General features: G+C 67.7%; 16 protein-coding genes. 7 read left to right on the top strand and 9 right to left on the bottom strand.

The genetic code is table 11. From position 1 onward, the window contains the following. Nucleotides 1-286 precede the first annotated feature (286 nt). On the top strand, nt 287-4,219 hold the full coding sequence (gene hrpA / locus ACIA49_RS37025) for an ATP-dependent RNA helicase HrpA (RefSeq protein WP_396382942.1): 3,933 nt from the start codon (nt 287-289) through the stop codon (nt 4,217-4,219). After that, the gene (locus ACIA49_RS37020; protein WP_396382941.1) at nt 4,219-4,995 is read left to right on the top strand and encodes a GNAT family N-acetyltransferase; all 777 of its coding nucleotides are present in this window, start codon (nt 4,219-4,221) and stop codon (nt 4,993-4,995) included. The genes hrpA and ACIA49_RS37020 overlap by 1 nt, the downstream gene beginning before the upstream one ends. Here ACIA49_RS37020 and ACIA49_RS37015 read toward each other — a convergent pair. After that, entirely contained in the window at nt 4,969-5,910 is a 942-nt protein-coding gene (locus ACIA49_RS37015) for a helix-turn-helix transcriptional regulator (protein WP_396382940.1), read from the bottom strand. The genes ACIA49_RS37020 and ACIA49_RS37015 overlap by 27 nt on opposite strands. 62 nt (nt 5,911-5,972) lie before the next feature. On the opposite strand from ACIA49_RS37015, the gene ACIA49_RS37010 reads away from it, so the two are divergent. Further along, a complete protein-coding gene (locus ACIA49_RS37010; RefSeq protein WP_396382939.1) occupies nt 5,973-6,818 on the top strand; it encodes a DinB family protein in 846 nt (281 codons plus the stop codon). A gap of 41 nt (nt 6,819-6,859) precedes the next feature. On the opposite strand, the gene ACIA49_RS37005 is transcribed toward ACIA49_RS37010, so the two are convergent. After that, the gene (locus tag ACIA49_RS37005; RefSeq protein WP_376032510.1) at nt 6,860-7,276 is read right to left on the bottom strand and encodes a VOC family protein; all 417 of its coding nucleotides are present in this window, start codon (nt 7,274-7,276) and stop codon (nt 6,860-6,862) included. 209 nt (nt 7,277-7,485) lie between these two features. Between ACIA49_RS37005 and ACIA49_RS37000 the strand changes: the two genes are divergently transcribed. After that, entirely contained in the window at nt 7,486-9,066 is a 1,581-nt protein-coding gene (locus tag ACIA49_RS37000; protein ID WP_396382938.1) for a beta-N-acetylhexosaminidase, read from the top strand. A 10-nt stretch (nt 9,067-9,076) separates the two neighbouring features. Here the strand turns inward: ACIA49_RS37000 and ACIA49_RS36995 are convergent, their stop codons facing one another. Further along, nucleotides 9,077-9,355, bottom strand: coding sequence for a protealysin inhibitor emfourin (locus ACIA49_RS36995; RefSeq protein ID WP_396382937.1), 279 nt, complete (start codon nt 9,353-9,355; stop codon nt 9,077-9,079). A gap of 452 nt (nt 9,356-9,807) precedes the next feature. Here ACIA49_RS36995 and ACIA49_RS36990 point away from each other — a divergent pair, with 452 nt between their 5' ends. Beyond that, on the top strand, nt 9,808-10,011 hold the full coding sequence (locus ACIA49_RS36990) for a cold-shock protein (RefSeq protein ID WP_012921273.1): 204 nt from the start codon (nt 9,808-9,810) through the stop codon (nt 10,009-10,011). Nucleotides 10,012-10,112: 101 nt separating this feature from the next. Then, nucleotides 10,113-10,607 carry a DUF6328 family protein gene (locus ACIA49_RS36985; protein ID WP_396382936.1) on the top strand — a complete coding sequence of 165 codons (495 nt, stop codon included), beginning with the start codon at nt 10,113-10,115 and terminating at the stop codon, nt 10,605-10,607. Here the strand turns inward: ACIA49_RS36985 and ACIA49_RS36980 are convergent. Beyond that, on the bottom strand, nt 10,588-11,454 hold the full coding sequence (locus tag ACIA49_RS36980) for an LLM class flavin-dependent oxidoreductase (protein ID WP_396382935.1): 867 nt from the start codon (nt 11,452-11,454) through the stop codon (nt 10,588-10,590). The genes ACIA49_RS36985 and ACIA49_RS36980 overlap by 20 nt on opposite strands. A gap of 57 nt (nt 11,455-11,511) precedes the next feature. Here ACIA49_RS36980 and ACIA49_RS36975 point away from each other — a divergent pair, with 57 nt between their 5' ends. Beyond that, entirely contained in the window at nt 11,512-12,288 is a 777-nt protein-coding gene (locus tag ACIA49_RS36975) for a dioxygenase (protein ID WP_396382934.1), read from the top strand. Here ACIA49_RS36975 and ACIA49_RS36970 read toward each other — a convergent pair. From ACIA49_RS36970 to ACIA49_RS36950, 5 genes are all read right to left on the bottom strand, one after another. After that, complete coding sequence (locus tag ACIA49_RS36970) at nt 12,285-13,265, bottom strand: SMP-30/gluconolactonase/LRE family protein (protein ID WP_396382933.1); 981 nt, start codon at nt 13,263-13,265, stop codon at nt 12,285-12,287. The genes ACIA49_RS36975 and ACIA49_RS36970 overlap by 4 nt on opposite strands. Nucleotides 13,266-13,355: 90 nt before the next feature. Continuing rightward, on the bottom strand, nt 13,356-13,715 hold the full coding sequence (locus ACIA49_RS36965; protein ID WP_391544465.1) for an RNA polymerase-binding protein RbpA: 360 nt from the start codon (nt 13,713-13,715) through the stop codon (nt 13,356-13,358). Nucleotides 13,716-13,729: 14 nt separating this feature from the next. After that, nucleotides 13,730-13,963 carry a preprotein translocase subunit SecG gene (gene secG, locus ACIA49_RS36960; protein ID WP_132169095.1) on the bottom strand — a complete coding sequence of 78 codons (234 nt, stop codon included), beginning with the start codon at nt 13,961-13,963 and terminating at the stop codon, nt 13,730-13,732. Then, a complete protein-coding gene (gene tpiA / locus ACIA49_RS36955; RefSeq protein WP_396382932.1) occupies nt 13,960-14,775 on the bottom strand; it encodes a triose-phosphate isomerase in 816 nt (271 codons plus the stop codon). The genes secG and tpiA overlap by 4 nt, the downstream gene beginning before the upstream one ends. Nucleotides 14,776-14,783: 8 nt before the next feature. Next, nucleotides 14,784-15,977: a phosphoglycerate kinase gene (locus ACIA49_RS36950; protein WP_396382931.1), complete on the bottom strand. Its 1,194-nt coding sequence runs from the start codon at nt 15,975-15,977 to the stop codon at nt 14,784-14,786.

The following is a 15,977-nucleotide window of genomic DNA, read 5'->3' as shown; positions in this document are numbered from 1 at the left end:
AGCCTAAACTTGACTCGTTATGCCTGATGCCCGGACCGAGTTGTCGAGTCCTTCCCCAGTCCCCGGTCCTTCCCAGGACTCCCCCACGCCTACCCCGGGGCCGGCGACGCCCGCCGGTGATCGCCCTGCGGGTGACGGTGGTGGGCGGCCACGGCGTCGGCGGCGGGCGGGCGGAGACAAGGCCGGAGCCCCGCGCGAAGGCGGCGGGGCTCGTCGGGGGCGGGGTCCGGACAACGAGGCTGGGAGACGAACCACGGCGCCGGGCTCGGCGGACGTCGTACCGGAGGTGAATCTGGCTGAGGTGGTTGCTCGGCTGGGTGAGTTGACGGCTTATGACCGGGAGCAGCTGGGTCGGCGGCTGGAGCGGGTTCGCGGGACGCAGGATGCGCGGAAGCGGGCTGATGCGCTGCAGGGCGTGATCGGGGCGATCGAGCAGGCCGAAGGGCGGGTCGCGTTCCGGAAGGCCGCCGTACCGGAGATCACGTATCCGGAAGAGTTGCCGGTCAGCCAGCTGAAGGACGAGATCGCGGCCGCGATCCAGGCGCACCAGGTCGTGATCGTGGCCGGTGAGACCGGGTCGGGCAAGACGACGCAGCTGCCGAAGATCTGTCTGGAGCTCGGGCGCGGGATCCGGGGCATGATCGGGCACACGCAGCCGCGGCGGCTGGCGGCGCGGACGGTGGCGGAGCGGATCGCTTCGGAGCTCGACACGGAGCTCGGCGAGACGATCGGGTTCGCGGTGCGGTTCACCGACAAGGTGAGCGAGCGCTCGCTGGTGAAGCTGATGACCGACGGCATCCTGCTGAACGAGTTGCAGCGCGACCGCGACCTCAGCCGGTACGACACGCTGATCATCGACGAGGCGCACGAGCGCAGCCTCAACATCGACTTCATCCTCGGGTACTTGAAGCAGCTGCTCCCCCGGCGTCCTGACCTGAAGATCATCATCACGTCGGCGACGATCGACCCGGAGCGGTTCGCCGAGCACTTCGCGGACAGCAAGGGCACGCCGGCGCCGATCGTGGAGGTGTCCGGGCGGACGTATCCGGTCGAGGTGCGGTACCGGCCGATCAACGATCCGGACGACCCGGCCACGATCGATCGCGATCAGACGCAGGCGATCCTGGACGCCGTCGACGAACTCGAGTATGAGGCGGACGGCGACGTACTGGTGTTCCTGAGCGGTGAGCGGGAGATCCGGGACACCGCTGACGCCTTGAACGACAAGTACGCCGCTCAGCGCGGACGGCCCGGCGCGGTCGAGGTGCTGCCGTTGTATGCGCGGCTGTCGAATGCAGAGCAGCATCGGGTGTTCCAGACGAGCGGCAATCGGCGCATCGTGCTCGCGACCAACGTGGCCGAGACGTCGTTGACGGTGCCGGGGATCAAGTACGTGATCGACCCCGGTACGGCGCGGATCTCGCGGTACAGCCATCGGACCAAGGTGCAGCACCTTCCGATCGAGGCGGTCTCGCAGGCCAGCGCGAACCAGCGCAAGGGGCGGTGCGGGCGAACCAGCGACGGTATCTGCATCCGGCTGTACTCGGAGGAGCATTTCGAGAGCCGGCCGGAGTTCACCGACCCGGAGATCCTGCGCACCAACCTCGCGTCGGTCATCCTGCAGATGACCGCGATCGGGCTCGGCGACATCGCGGCGTTCCCGTTCATCGACGAGCCCGACAAGCGCAGCATCACCGACGGCCTGCAACTGCTGACCGAGCTCGGTGCGATCGAGCCGGCCAAGAATGGTGAGCGGCACCGGCGGCTCACGCCGACCGGCAAGCAGCTTGCGCAGATTCCGCTGGACCCGCGGTTGGCGCGGATGATCGTCGAGGCGGACAAGCACTCGTGCGTCCGTGAGGTGATGGTGATCGCGGCGGCGCTGTCGATCCAGGATCCGCGGGAGCGGCCGACCGAGGCGCAAGCTCAGGCCCAGCAGGCGCATGCACGGTTCCGCGACCCGAACAGCGACTTCCTTGGATACCTCAATCTGTGGGCGTACCTGAAGAAGCAGCAGAAGGATTTGTCCGGCAACCAGTTCCGCCGGATGTGCCGTGGTGAGTACCTGAACTATCTGCGCGTGCGTGAGTGGCAGGACATCTTTGCGCAGCTCCGTCAGGTCGCCTCGCAGATCGGCGTCACGCTGAACAGCGGCGAACCGGCCGATCCGCAGAGCGTGCACATCTCGCTGATGTCCGGGCTGCTCTCGCATCTCGGTATGAAGGATCCGGCGAACCAGAACCAGTACCTCGGTGCCCGCGGCACGCGGTTCGCGATCTTCCCGGGATCGGGACTGTTCAAGAAACCACCGCAGTTCGTGATGGCCGCCGAGCTTGTCGAGACCTCGCGGCTGTGGGCCCGGGTGAACGCGAAGATCGAGCCCGAGTGGGCGGAGGACCTCGCGCCACACCTGATCAAGAGCAGCTACTCCGAACCGCACTGGGAACGCAAGGCCGGCGCGGTGATGGCCTACGAGAAGGTCACCCTGTACGGCGTACCGATCGTTGCCCGGCGCAAGATCAACTACGGCAAGGTCGACCCGGAGACGTCGCGCGAACTATTCATCCGGCACGCGCTCGTCGAGGGCGACTGGGACACCCATCACAAGTTCTTCCACGAGAACCGGAAGCTGATCGCGGAGGTCGAGGAGCTCGAGGAGCGCACCCGGCGCCGCGACCTGCTGGTCGACGACGAGACGCTGTTCGCCTTCTACGACGAGCGAATCGGCGCGGACGTCGTCACCGGGCGGCACTTCGACACCTGGTGGAAGACGGCCCGGCAGCGCGATGCCGACCTGCTCGACTTCGAGCGGTCGCTGGTGGTGCGTGAGGGCGCGGAGGTTCGCGAAGAAGAATTCCCGTTGCAGTGGACGCAGAACGGGATGACCTTCGATCTCACGTATGCGTTCGAACCTGGTACGGACGCGGACGGTGTGACCGTGCATCTGCCGTTGCTGGTGCTGAACCAGGTGAGCGCGGACGGGTTCGAGTGGAGCGTGCCCGGGTTCCGGGAGGAGCTCGTCACGACGCTGATCAAGTCGTTGCCCAAGGCAATCCGTCGGAACATCGTGCCGGCGCCGGATCACGCGCGGCAGATCCTGCCGTTCCTGGATCCGTCCTCCGGTCCGCTGACTACCGCGATGGCGCACGAACTGCGGAACCTCCGCGAGGTGATCATCGACGACACCGACTGGGACTGGACCCGGGTGCCGGAGCACCTGCGGATGACGTTCCGAGTGGTCGACGACAACGGCAAGACAGTGGCCGAGGGCAAGGATCTCGCCAAGCTGAAGGAACGACTGAAGCCGAAGACGACGGCCGCGATCTCCAAGGTAGCGTCGAAGGCCGTCAGCGGTTTGGAGCGTTCGGGACTGACGGACTGGACGTTCGGTGATCTGCCGCGAACCTTCTCGGAGCATCGCAACGGGTTGACAGTGGCCGGGTATCCGGCGCTGGTCGACGAGGGCAAGACGGTCGCGATCCGGCTGCAGGAGACCGAGCGCGACCAGACCGCCGCCATGTGGAACGGCACCCGACGGTTGCTGCTCCTCACGATGCCGTCGGTGATTGACGTCGTACAGCGTGGGTTGAGTAGTGCGCAGAAGCTGACGCTGATGGCGGGTCCGCATCGCAATGTCGGCGAGCTGCTTGACGACGCGATCGCTGCTGCGGTCGACCAGTTGATGGCGGCAGCACACGGTCCGGCTTGGAACCTGACCGCGTTCTCGGTACTGCGAGACGCCGTACGGTCGGATCTGGCCGACACCGTGCTCGGGATCCTGCGGCAGGTGGAGCAGGTGCTCGGTCACGCGCGAACCGTGGACAAGGCGATCTCGCGGGCGTCATCGCCGGCGTTGTTGGCCGCGTTGTCGGATGTGCGCGGTCAGCTGGAGGCGCTCATCAATCCGGGCTTCATCACGCGCACCGGGGCTGCACGGTTGCCTGATCTGGTGCGGTATTTGCGCGGGATGGAACAGCGGCTCGACAAGATCGGCGCCAACGCGATGCGCGACCGCTCCGGGATGGCGATCGTGCAGACGCTGACCGACGAGTACCAGAAGCGACTGCGCGCCGTACCGACCGGCAAGTATCCCTCCCCCGAACTCCTCGAAGTCCGCTGGATGCTCGAGGAGCTCCGGATCAGCCTGTTCGCCCAGACCATCGGCACGCCGTACCCGGTCTCCGAGAAGCGCATCCGCAAAGCACTCGCCCAGTCCTGATGCTGCACGCCGCCGCGGACCGGAATGTCGCGGCGGCTTTGCGGCATTTCGGGGCACAGGCCGCGATCTCGCAGACTCGTGAGCTCCTACTCGTGGCTGCCGCTGCTCCATGGATCGGTGCCTTCCACAACGCCGCGATCCGGCTCGATCCGGGTGCGGACGCGAGCGCGGTGGTGCAGGACGTCCTGTCGTTCTCGACCAGGCGGTCGCGCGATCTGGTCCTGTGGGCGTCGACTCGGCGCGACGAGGATTTGATCCGGGTAGCGGTCGCCTCGGGCATGAGCCTGCGGTCCACCGCGGTGGGAATGGCAGCGTACGAAGCGCCGAGGCCGCTCGCGGTACCGGCCGGCGTCGAACTGGAGCGGGTCGTCGACCCGGTGGGAGCAGCAGAGTTCGCGGCTGTTCACGAGAGTTTCATCGGCGATGCCGCGGCGGTGGCACACTTCGCGTCGCCGGCGGTCCTCCTCACCCCTGCGGTGTCGGCCTTCGTCGTCCGCAGTGGAGACAGGCCGGTCGCCTGCGCGATGACGGTGAGGTCTGGTAGCGAGGCCGGGGTCTACTGGGTTGCCACGCGCGCGGACGAGCGTCGCCGAGGGTACGGCGAGCTGGCGACCCGGGCGGCGGTTCGGGCCGGATTCGAGGGCGGCACCCGCGTGGTCCTCCTGCAGTCGACGGAGCTGGGCCTGCCGCTCTACAGCAAACTCGGATTCGCACCGTTCACCACGTATGCGAGGTATCTCACCCCCTCCCTAGGAGTTGAGGAGGCGTTGGGCTAGCTCCTGGACGGCGGTGCGGAGTTCGGGGGGTTCGAGGATCTCGAAGGGCCAGGGGATGCGGGTGACCTGGGTGACGAGGGGGGCCAGGTCGTTGGCGGCGAAGTGGAGTTCGCAGGTGGTGGCGGTGCGGGGGTGGACGACGGCTTGGTTGGCGGGGATGTGGGGGGTGACGGTTTGGGCGTTGGCGTGGATGAGGACGCGGGCGACCAGGTCCCAGGGGGCGATGTTGGTGCCTTCGGCAACTAGGGCCAAGGGGTCTGGTGGGTTGTCGAAGTGGTGGCGGATGCCGGTTGGTGAGGGGTTGGTGATGCGGTCTACGCGGAAGGTGCGCCAGGCGTTGCGGTCGCGGTCTCGGGCGACCAGGTACCAGCGGCGGCCGGTGTGGACGATACGGAGGGGCTCGACGCTGCGATTGGCGTCGGTGCCGTCGTGGGTGCGGTAGGCGAAGCGGAGGCCTTCGGTATCGCGGCAGGCGGCGGCGAGGGTGGTGAGCACCTCGCCGTCGATGGTGGGGAGTTCGCCTTGAGGTAGCTGGGCTACCTGGGCGCTGATGGCGGCTACCTGTTCGCGGAGGCGGGCGGGGAGGACCTGGTTGAGTTTGGCCAGGGCGGAGATCGCTGCCTCTTCGACCCCGGAGACGGTGGTCGTGCTTGCAGCGCGGAGGCCGACGGCGACGGCTACTGCTTCCTCGTCTTCCAGGAGGAGCGGTGGGAGGCGGCCGCCGGGGCCGAGACGGTAGCCGCCGCCGATGCCGGCTTCGGCATCGATGGGGTAGCCGAGAGAGCGCAATCTCGCGACATCGCGCCGTACGGTCCGGGGCGTGATGTCGAGCTTGGTCGCGAGCTCGGCGCCGTCCCACTGCGGGCGTGACTGGAGCAGTGACAGGAGTCGGAGCAGCCGGGTCGCGGTGTCCATGAAGTTCAGTCTGCCGCAAGCTGCGGACCGATCCTGTCCGCAGGTCGTTCTACGGTGAGTTCATGACCACGACACTGGAGAATCTGCTGGGGCTGTCCGACTTCGCATGGGAGCGGCTGCGGACGCGGATCCAGGGCATCAGCGACGAGGAGTACTTCTGGGAGCCCTTCGAGGGCTCCTGGAACGTCCGCAAGACTGATGGCGGGTATGCGCCCGAGTCCTCGGTGATCCCGCCCGAGCCGTCGCCGTTCACGACGCTGGCCTGGCGGATCACGCATATCGTCGACATCCTGCAGGCCGAGCGCACGGCGACCTGGTTCGGTCACCAGCCTGAGCCGGAGGACGGCGTACCGACGGTGCCTGGGTCGGCCGACGCGGCGCGCAGCGCGCTTGAGAAGGCGTATGGCGTGTGGCGGCGGCGACTGGCTTCACTCAGTCAGGAGGATCTGGATCGGCCGATGGGCGAGATCGCGGGGCCCTACGCCGCCGACGACGGTACGGCGTTCGCCCTGCACATCCTGGACGAGTTGATCCACCACGGCGCCGAGGTCGGGACTCTGCGCGACTTCTATCGGGGAACGCATCCCGAGGACGTGTTCGGCGCGGCTCTCGCCGGTGAGGTGACGCCGGCTGAGCGTCCGACGTTGGTGGCGGATGCCGCGGCGGCTCAGCGGTGGGAGTTGGTGCCGCAGTTGGCGGAGCTCGGCTTCGGGCTTGATGAGAAGACGACGAACGGTTTCACGGCCGCGCAGTTGGCGGCGGGGAACGGTGCGTTGGAGACGCTGCGGTATTTGGCCGAGCACGGCGCGGACCTGTCGATCACCGATGCGCGGTTCAAGGCCGACGTACTGGGGTGGGCACAGTGGTTCCGGCAGGACGCGGCGGTCGCGTATCTCGAAGGACGGTGAAAGCCCGCCCCGGCTGACTGCACCGGGGCGGGCGTGGAGAGTTATTCGAGGCAGATCCGGAACGGGTGTCCCGCCGGGTCGGCGTAGATCCGCCAGCCGCGCGCATTGTCGGCCGGAGGGGGGTCGAGCGGGTCCAGCGGCTCCGCTCCGAGCGCGACCACGGTGGCGTGGCCGCTGGAAAGATCCTCGACGATGAGGTCGAGGTGGAGATCCTGCGCGTCGGTGCCGGGCCACGTGGCCGGCAAGTACTCCTCCGAGCGCCGGAAGGCCAGGGTCGAGAAACCGAGCGACGACCCGGGGCCGGTCAGGCTCCGCCAGTCGTCGTCACCGTTCTCGTCGACATCCAGCCCCAGCAGCGCCGAGTAGAACTGGGCGAGCTCCAGCGGGTCCGGGCAATCCAGAACCACCGAGCCGAGCCGCCCGGCAGTACTGCCCGGCTGCTCTGCCACCTGCGTCATCTGTCCTCCAGCTTCGTTCTCTTCGACAGCCTGCCCTTGTCGGGGCAGGACCTACCGGGCCCCTCTGGTCAGAAGGCCCGGCCGCCTACGATGACAGGTCGATGGGACAGTTCGCACCTTTCGACACGCCTGCTTGACCGGTCAATGAGATCACCCCGGGTAGTTGCAAAGCGTTGACGGGGAGAGTGCTTGCCCGAACACTTACGGTCATGAAGCGACTACTCCGCCCCCGTCGTCCTCTGATCGGTCTGATGACCGCCGCCCTGTTGGCAACTCCCCTGTTCGCACTCTCCCCCGCGGCCGCGGCAGCACCGGCGCCCGCCCTGATCCCGAAGCCCGTCTCCCAGCAGACCCTCGCTGGTGAGACGTTCACGCTGCAGTCGTCGACAGCCGTCAGCGTCGTCGCGAGCGCGGACGAACGCGCCGCTGCCACCAAGGTGGCCGAGCAGCTGTCCGCCCAGCTGCGGCGCTCGACCGGCTTCGCTGTCCCACTCGCCAACACCGGCGCCATCCGGCTCTCGACCGACGGCGCAAGCTCCCTCGGCGCTGAGGGCTACCAGCTCCGGGTCGACCGCACGGCCGTCACCGTCACCGCAGCCACGCCGGAGGGTCTGTTCCGCGGCGTCACCACCTTGCGGCAGCTCCTGCCCGCCAAGGCGGACGCTTCCACGACCCAGTCCGGTCCGTGGACGATCGCCGGGACCGCGATCTCCGACTCACCGCGCTACGCCTACCGCGGCACGATGCTCGACGTCTCCCGGCACTTCTTCTCGGTCGCGGAGGTCAAGCGGTACATCGACCTCGCTTCGCTCTACAAGCTCAACAAGCTGCACCTGCATCTGGCCGACGACCAGGGCTGGCGACTGCAGATCGACAGCTGGCCGCGACTGGCGACGTACGGGGGCAGCCTGGAGGTCGGCGGTACGCCGGGCGGCTACTACACGAAGGCCGACTTCGCCGAGATCGTCCGGTACGCCGGAGAGCGGTATCTCACTGTGATCCCGGAGATCGACACGCCTGGTCACACGAACGCCGCGCTGGCGTCGTACGCGGATCTGAACTGCAACGGGGTCGCCCCGGCGCTCTACACCGGGACCAACGTCGGATTCAGCTCGCTGTGCGTCGGGAAGGCCGTCACCTACTCGTTCCTCAGCGACGTGTTCAGCGAGATCGCCGCGCAGACGCCCGGCGACATCGTCCACCTCGGCGGCGACGAGGCGCACTCCACGCCGCACGCGGACTATGTGACCTTCCTCAACAAGACTTCGACGATCGTCGCCGGCACGGGCAAGCGGGTGATGGGCTGGCACGAGATCGGAGATACCGCTCTCCCGGCCGGGAGCATCGTGCAGTATTGGGGTACCGACGACACCGCGTCGCGGGACCTCGCGCGCCTGGCGGCGACCAAGGGCGCCACGGTGGTCATGTCGCCGGCCAACCGCGCCTACCTCGACATGAAGTACAACAAGGACACCCCGTACGGCCTGTCGTGGGCGGGCCTGGTCAGCGTCGAGAAGGCCTACAACTGGAACCCGTCGACCCTGATCCCCAACCTGCCTGCCAGTGCGGTGGCCGGGGTCGAGGCGCCGGTGTGGTCGGAGACGCTGGACGACATCGACAAGGTCGAGTTCATGGCATTCCCGCGGCTGCCCGGGATCGCCGAGCTCGGGTGGTCACAGCCGTCCGCGCTCAACTGGACGGCGTACAAGGACCGGCTGGCCGGCCAGGGCTCGCGCTGGGACGCGCTGAGCGTCAACTTCTACCGGGCACCGGAGATCGCCTGGCGCTGAGCCTGAGGCGCTAGCTGAGGATGCGCTCGAGCAGCCAAGCCGTGGACTCGTCCAGGTCCTGCTCGGCGACTGTGTGGTGCGTCGCGTCCCCGTCCTGGGCCGCGCGCACCTCCAGCCGGTACACGTACCGATCCGGCTGCGGCCGGCCGGTCCCGAGGTCCGCGCCAGTCAGAGCCCGTACGGCGGCCTCCAACTGCTCGGCATCGGGCTCGGTACTGGTGTCGAGCGAGCCCTGGGCAACGAGCCCGGCAAACCCTCCACTACGGGTCACGGTGACGATCAAGTGCACTCCTCGGGGCGGTGGGCCCACCACGATTGCGTGCCGCGCAACGAATGTCCAGAGTCGCGCGACACGCCGGAAAATTCGATCAGGAACGCGCGCCCATTACCCGCCGTACCGGCCACTTTGTCTCACGTTGCCATCGCTTCCACCCCGCTCCGGGGCACGAATCAGCAGGTCGGCGCGGGATTACCCCGCCGTACCGGGGTGTCGCGAGCGCCCGGACGGCGAATTCGTGTGACCACGGAGCGTGGCAACCGGCGACAATCAGCGACACGTGTTCTCGATCACCCCTTCCCCGCGGCCCCAGATCGGCTACAGTTATCGCGTTGCAGTTTTGGACTCCCACTGACTTTCGCTGTGCTGTACGGCCGGTTTCGTCGTCTGGGGCCTTTCGGCGACACGCGGTCCATGAGGTGTGGATCGCGTCTTGTTACAAGCCATCAAGGAGATAGACAACAATGGCTGTCGGTACTGTCAAGTGGTTCAACGCTGACAAGGGCTTCGGCTTCATCACCCCGGATGACGGTGGCGCGGACGTGTTCGCGCACTACTCGGCCATCCAGACCTCGGGCTTCCGCTCGCTGGACGAGAACCAGCGCGTCGAGTTCGAGATCACCCAGGGCCAGAAGGGCCTTCAGGCGGAGAACATCCGCCCGATCTGATCTTCGGATCAGCTCTTCTCGAAACTGAAAGATTGGGCCACACACCTTCGGGTGTGTGGCCCTTTCCTTGTCCGCGGCGGGTATTGCGACAATGGACCACGATGACCGAGCACGAGCGATACAGCCGCCCCGAGGAAGACGCCGGTGAGCGACTCGACCGGCAATGGGGTGAGCTGCTCCAGGAGCTCCGGCTGGCGCAGACCGGCACGCAGATCCTGTTCGCGTTCCTGCTCAGCATCGCATTCCAAGGCGCGTTCCAGAATGCGGACGCGTTCACCCATCACGTGTACGCCGTGACGCTGATCGCCTCCGCGCTCGCGGTCGGTCTGTTCCTTGCGCCGGTGTCCTTCCACCGCATCATCTACCGGCACAAACTGCGCGACCGAATGCTCCCGATCGCGAGCCGGATGGCGATCGCCGGCCTCGCCTTCCTGGTGCTCGCGATGACCGGCGGCGTGCTGCTCGCGATCGACGTCGTGGTGTCCCGCCCGATCGCGATCCTGATCGCCGCCTTCGTCCTGCTCTGGTTCGTGATCTTCTGGTACGCCGTTCCGACCTGGGTCCGGCGATCGATGCCTAACGGAAGCGGGGAATGACCTCGGCGGCGACCTGCTCCAGCACGTCCTCGCTACCGGCATAGATGCCTTCGGCACGCGGCCAGTGGGTGATGACGTCGGTGAAGCCGAGCGCAGCGGCGCGGCCGGTGAGGTCTTCGAAGGCGGCGACGCTGGTGAGGGCGTAGAGGCTGTTGTCGAGGGAGAGGTAGCGGTCGAACGGGCGGTCCTCCCCCGCGGCCGCCAGGGTGTCGTCGAGGCGGTGGGTCAGGTCTGCAACGGTCTTGAACCAGCCGTCGAGGTCGTCGGCGCGACCGCCGGTGGTGACCCAGCCCGCGCCGTACTTGGCGGCAAGGCGAAGTGAACGCGGGCCGTTGGCGGCCATCACGAACGGAACGCGCGGCTGCTGGATGCAGCCAGGGAGCGTCCGGCCGTTGCGGACCTCGAAGTACTCACCCTTGTAGTCGACGCCGTCGGTGGTCAGCAGGGTGTCCAGCAGCTCGACGAACTCGGTAAGCCGGTCGACCTTCTCCCGCGGACCGAGCTCCGGGCCGCCCTGGATCGTGGTGTCGATCCCGCCGCCGGCGCCGATGCCGCAGAGGAAGCGGCCGTCGGAGATGTCGTCCAGGGCAAGGATCTCGCGGGTCAACGCGAGCGGGTGCCGGAAGTTCGGTGAGGTGACGAAGGTGCCGAGCTTGATCGTCGAGGTCGCCAGCGCGGCCGCGGTCAGCGTCGGCGTCGTCCCGTACCAGGGTGAGTCCTGCAACCCTCCCCAGGTCAGGTGGTCGTAGGTCCAGGCATGGTCGAACCCGAGCTCCTCCGCCCGCCGCCAGCGCCGCTCTGCTTCCTTCCACCGGTACTCCGGCAGGATCGTGATCCCGAATCGCATACCCGCACCCTACCGAGCCGGGAATAGATTGAGTGTTCAACCACATTGACACCTGACATGACCACTCCTGTGCTGTACCTGAGCCACGGTGCACCCCCGCTCGCCGACGACCGCCGCTGGACCGCCGAGCTGGCCGACGTCTCGGCCGGACTCGAGCGCCCGACCGCGATCCTGATCGTCTCCGCGCACTGGGAGGCCGCCCCACTCACCCTCGCCGCGACCGAGACCGTGCCGCTCCTCTACGACTTCGGCGGCTTCCCCGAGCGCTACTACCAGGTCCAGTACGCCGCTCCCGGCGCCCCACAGCTCGCCGACCAGGTCCGCAAACTGCTGCACTCCCCCGGTACGCCGATCTACGACGACCCGACCCGCGGTCTCGACCACGGCGCCTACGTTCCACTCAAGGAGATGTACCCGGAGGCCGACGTACCGGTGCTGCAGGTGTCGATGCCGACCCTCGACCCGACCGAACTCTTCCGCATCGGCCGGAAACTCGCGCCCCTGCGCGACCAAGGCGTCCTGATCATCGGCAGCGGCTTCACCACCCACAACCTGCGCGCCATGAACTTCGCCGCCGGCTCCGACGCCCCCGCACCGAACTGGTCGATCGAGTTCGACGACTGGACCCGCCGCGCCCTGCAGTCCCAAGACGTCGACGCCCTCATCGACTTCCTCCACAAAGCACCCGCCGCCACGATCGCCCACCCCCGCACCGAGCACTTCGCCCCACTCTTCGTCACCCTAGGAGCCGCCGCCCACGACCTCTCCACCGCCGAATCCGTCATCGACGGCTTCTGGTACGGCCTCTCCAAACGCTCCTGGCAAATCGGCTAACGCGCGGGGGTCGGGAAGGTGGCCAGGGATTCGGTGCCGAGACTGGAGATCCACACCGTGCCGTTGCGTTCGCGGACGCCGGTGGGCATGCGGAAGTCGGGGTGGGTGCCGCGGAGGTCGTGGATGAGGGTGCCGGACTCGTCGTAGGCCTGGAGTTCGATGATGTCGGCGGGCTTGGGCTGGAGGGCGTCGGGGAGGGCCCAGACGAGTTTGCGCAGGATGGGTGGTTTGGGGAGGAGCAGGTCGAGGAGGGCGTTGCGGGGTGAGCCGATGGTGACCCAGATCAGGCCGTCGGAGCCGCTGGAGATGTTGTCGGGCAGGCCGGGGACACGGGTCAGTACGGCGGGCTCGGCGTCCGGCGTACCGAGGTCGAGTTTGTAGACGGCGTAGGTCGCGGTCTCGGCCCAGTAGAGGGTTTGGTGGTCGGCGCTGAGGGCTACGCCGTTGGGGAAGGCGCGGTTGGCGGCGAGGCGGGTCACTGCGCCGTCGGGGGTCAGGCGGTAGACGCTGCCGGTGGCGGAGTGCTCGAGCAGGTCGCCCTTCCAGTTGTCGACGCCGAACCGGGTGGACGAGTCGCTGAAGTAGATCGTGCCGTCGGCGGCGACGGCGGCGTTGTTGCAGAAGCGCATCGGACGACCGTCGACCTCGGTCAGCAGGGTCGCGACACGGCCGTCCTTATCGACGGTGAGCAGGCCGCGGTTGGCGTCGCAGACGAGGACCTTGCCGTCAGGCAGCCACTCCAGGCCGAGCGGTCGACCACCGGTGTCAGCGAGCGTGCTGATCGTGGTCCCGTCGGCGGAGACGCGCAAGATGCGGCCGTCTTCGAGGCCGGTCAGGACGCTGCCGTCCTCGTCGATCAGCGCGTCCTCAGGCCCATGACCCGGTACGGCGATGGCCGTGACCGCGAGGCTTGTGGGGTGCCGGACGGGGTCGGCGGGCGGCGGAGTCCAGCGCACAGGGGCGATCGAAGCCTTCATACGGCGACTCTACAAGCAGTCAGATTCCAGGCACACAACGCGACAACCCGGACCGGCCACGTGGGTCGATCCGGGTTGTCGTGCGTTCGGTCAGAAGATGACTTCGCCGCGGGCACGCCGCGCGCGGAGCTTCTCCAGAGCCTCTTCGAGGATCTCGGCCGCCTCCGATTCGGAGCGCCGCTCCTTCACGTAGGCCAGGTGGGTCTTGTAGGGCTCGATCTTCGTCGGCGGCGGGGGGTTGTTCACATCGGTGCTGGTCGGCAGACCGCACCGCGGACAGTCCCACGCCTCCGGAACGGCTGCCTCGACCGCGAAGACGGTCGCCGTCTCGTGCCCGTTGGCACAGAAGAAGACGACACGCTGCCGGGGCGCGGTGTCGCCGCGCTCCGCTTCGCCCATCGGGCCGGCACCGACCCGGCTGCCACGAATCGCACTACCACCACCAGCCACGGGACCCTACCCCCTCAGCCGAGCTTGTAGAGCAGGCCGAGCGCGACGATGGAGGCGAACCAGATCAGGCCGACGCCGATCGTGATGCGGTCCAGGTTCCGCTCGGCGACCGAGGAACCGCCCAGGCTGGACGACACTCCCCCACCGAACAGGTCGGACAGGCCGCCACCGCGGCCTTTGTGCAGCAGCACGAGCAGCGTGAGGATGAGGCTGCAGATGAGCACGACGATAGAGAAAGCGAGGATCACGAGGAGTAGCCTAACTGAAGGTCCAGGTAACGGCAGATGCCGGCGAACTCGTCCACCTGGAGGCTCGCACCCCCAACAAGACAGCCGTCGACATCCGGTTGGGCCATGATGCCACCTGCGCTGGCCATCTTCACCGATCCGCCGTAAAGAATCCGTACCGAGTCGGCCACCGAGGGTGAAATCGTCTCCTCGATCCGGGCCCGGATCGCCGAGTTGACCTCCTGGGCGTCCTCCGGGGTCGCGACCTCGCCGGTCCCGATCGCCCAGACCGGCTCGTAGGCGATGACGACCTTGCGGACGTCGTCCTGCTTCAGACCGGCCAGCCCGGCGTCGACCTGCGCGAGCACGTGCTCGACCTGGCCGTTCTCCTTGCGGACCTCCAGACCCTCACCCACGCACATGATCGGGATCAGGCCCGCCTCGAGTGCCTTGGCGGTCTTGGCGTTGACCAGCGCGTCGTCCTCACCGTGGTACTGCCGGCGCTCCGAGTGCCCGGTCAGCACGTAGGTGCAGCCGAGCTTGCTCAGCATCGCGGCCGAGATCTCCCCGGTGAACGCCCCGGCGTCCTTGGTGGACACGTCCTGCGCGCCGTACTTGATCTTCATCCGGTCACCGTCGACCAGCGTCTGCACGCTGCGGATGTCGGTGAACGGCGGCAGCACCGCCACCTCGACGCGCTCGAAGTCGTGCTTCTTGTCCTGCAGCGTCCACGACAGCTTCTGCAACAGGTGGACGGCCTCAACATGGTTGAGGTTCATCTTCCAGTTGCCCGCCATCAGCGGCGTACGGGCAACCGCGTCATTAACAGCCATCTGAGGCTCTACTCCTGTTCCAGTACGGCGAGTCCCGGGAGCTCCTTGCCCTCCAGGTACTCGAGGGATGCGCCACCACCGGTGGAGATGTGGCCGAACGCATCGTCGGCGAAGCCTAGCTGCCGGACGGCGGCCGCGGAGTCACCACCACCGACGACGCTCAGGCCATCCACCTCGGTCAACGCCTGCGCGACGGCCTTGGTTCCACCCGCGAACGCCGCCATCTCGAAGACGCCCATCGGGCCGTTCCAGAACACGGTCTTCGCGCCGGCGACCTCGGCGGCGAACGCCTTGGCCGAGTCCGGGCCGATGTCCAGACCGAGCTGGTCGGCCGGGATCGCGTCCGCGGCCACGACGGTCGCGGGCGAGTCGGCCTTGAACTCCGGGGCCACCACAATGTCGGTCGGCAGCACGATCCGGTCGCCGGCCTCCTTCAGGTAGCCGCGGACCACGTCGAGCTGGTCCTCCTCGAGCAGGCTCTTGCCGACCTCGTGGCCCTGCGCCTTCAGGAACGTGAAGACCATGCCGCCACCGATCAGCAGCTTGTCGGCCTTGGCCAGCAGGTTGTCGATCACCGCGAGCTTGTCGGACACCTTCGCGCCACCCAGTACGACGACGTACGGGCGGGCGGGGTCCTCGGTCAGCTTCTTCAGGACCTCGACCTCGGCGAGCACGAGTCCACCGGCCGCGTGCGGCAGCTTGCTGGCCACGTCGTACACGCTGGCCTGCTTGCGGTGCACGACACCGAAGCCGTCGCTGACGAACACGTCGGCCAGGGCCGCGAGCTCGTCGGCCAACTGGTCGCGCTGCGCCTCGTCCTTGCTCTCCTCGCGGGCGTCGTACCGGACGTTCTCGAGCAGCAGGACCTCACCCTCGTCCAGATCCTGTACGGCGGCCTGGGCCGCGTCGCCGGTGACATCGGCGGCGAAGTGCACCGTGATGCCCTCGGGCTGCAGCAGTTCACCGAGCCGCTTTGCCACCGGGGCCAGCGTGTAGGCCGGGTTCGGCTCGCCCTTGGGGCGGCCGAGGTGCGCGGTCACGATCACCTTGGCGCCGGCCTTGGCCAGCTTGACCAGGGTCGGCAGCGAGGCGCGGATGCGGCCGTCGTCGCCGATCACCTCGTCCTTGATCGGCACGTTCAGGTCGGAGCGCACGAGGACGCGGAGGCCCGCGACATCTCCGAGGTCGTCAATCGTCTTCAC

Source organism: Kribbella sp. NPDC051587 (genome assembly GCF_044453945.1).
Taxonomy (GTDB): domain Bacteria; phylum Actinomycetota; class Actinomycetes; order Propionibacteriales; family Kribbellaceae; genus Kribbella.
Note: the sequence above shows the minus strand (reverse complement) of the source record. Positions and strands in the feature narration are given on the sequence as shown.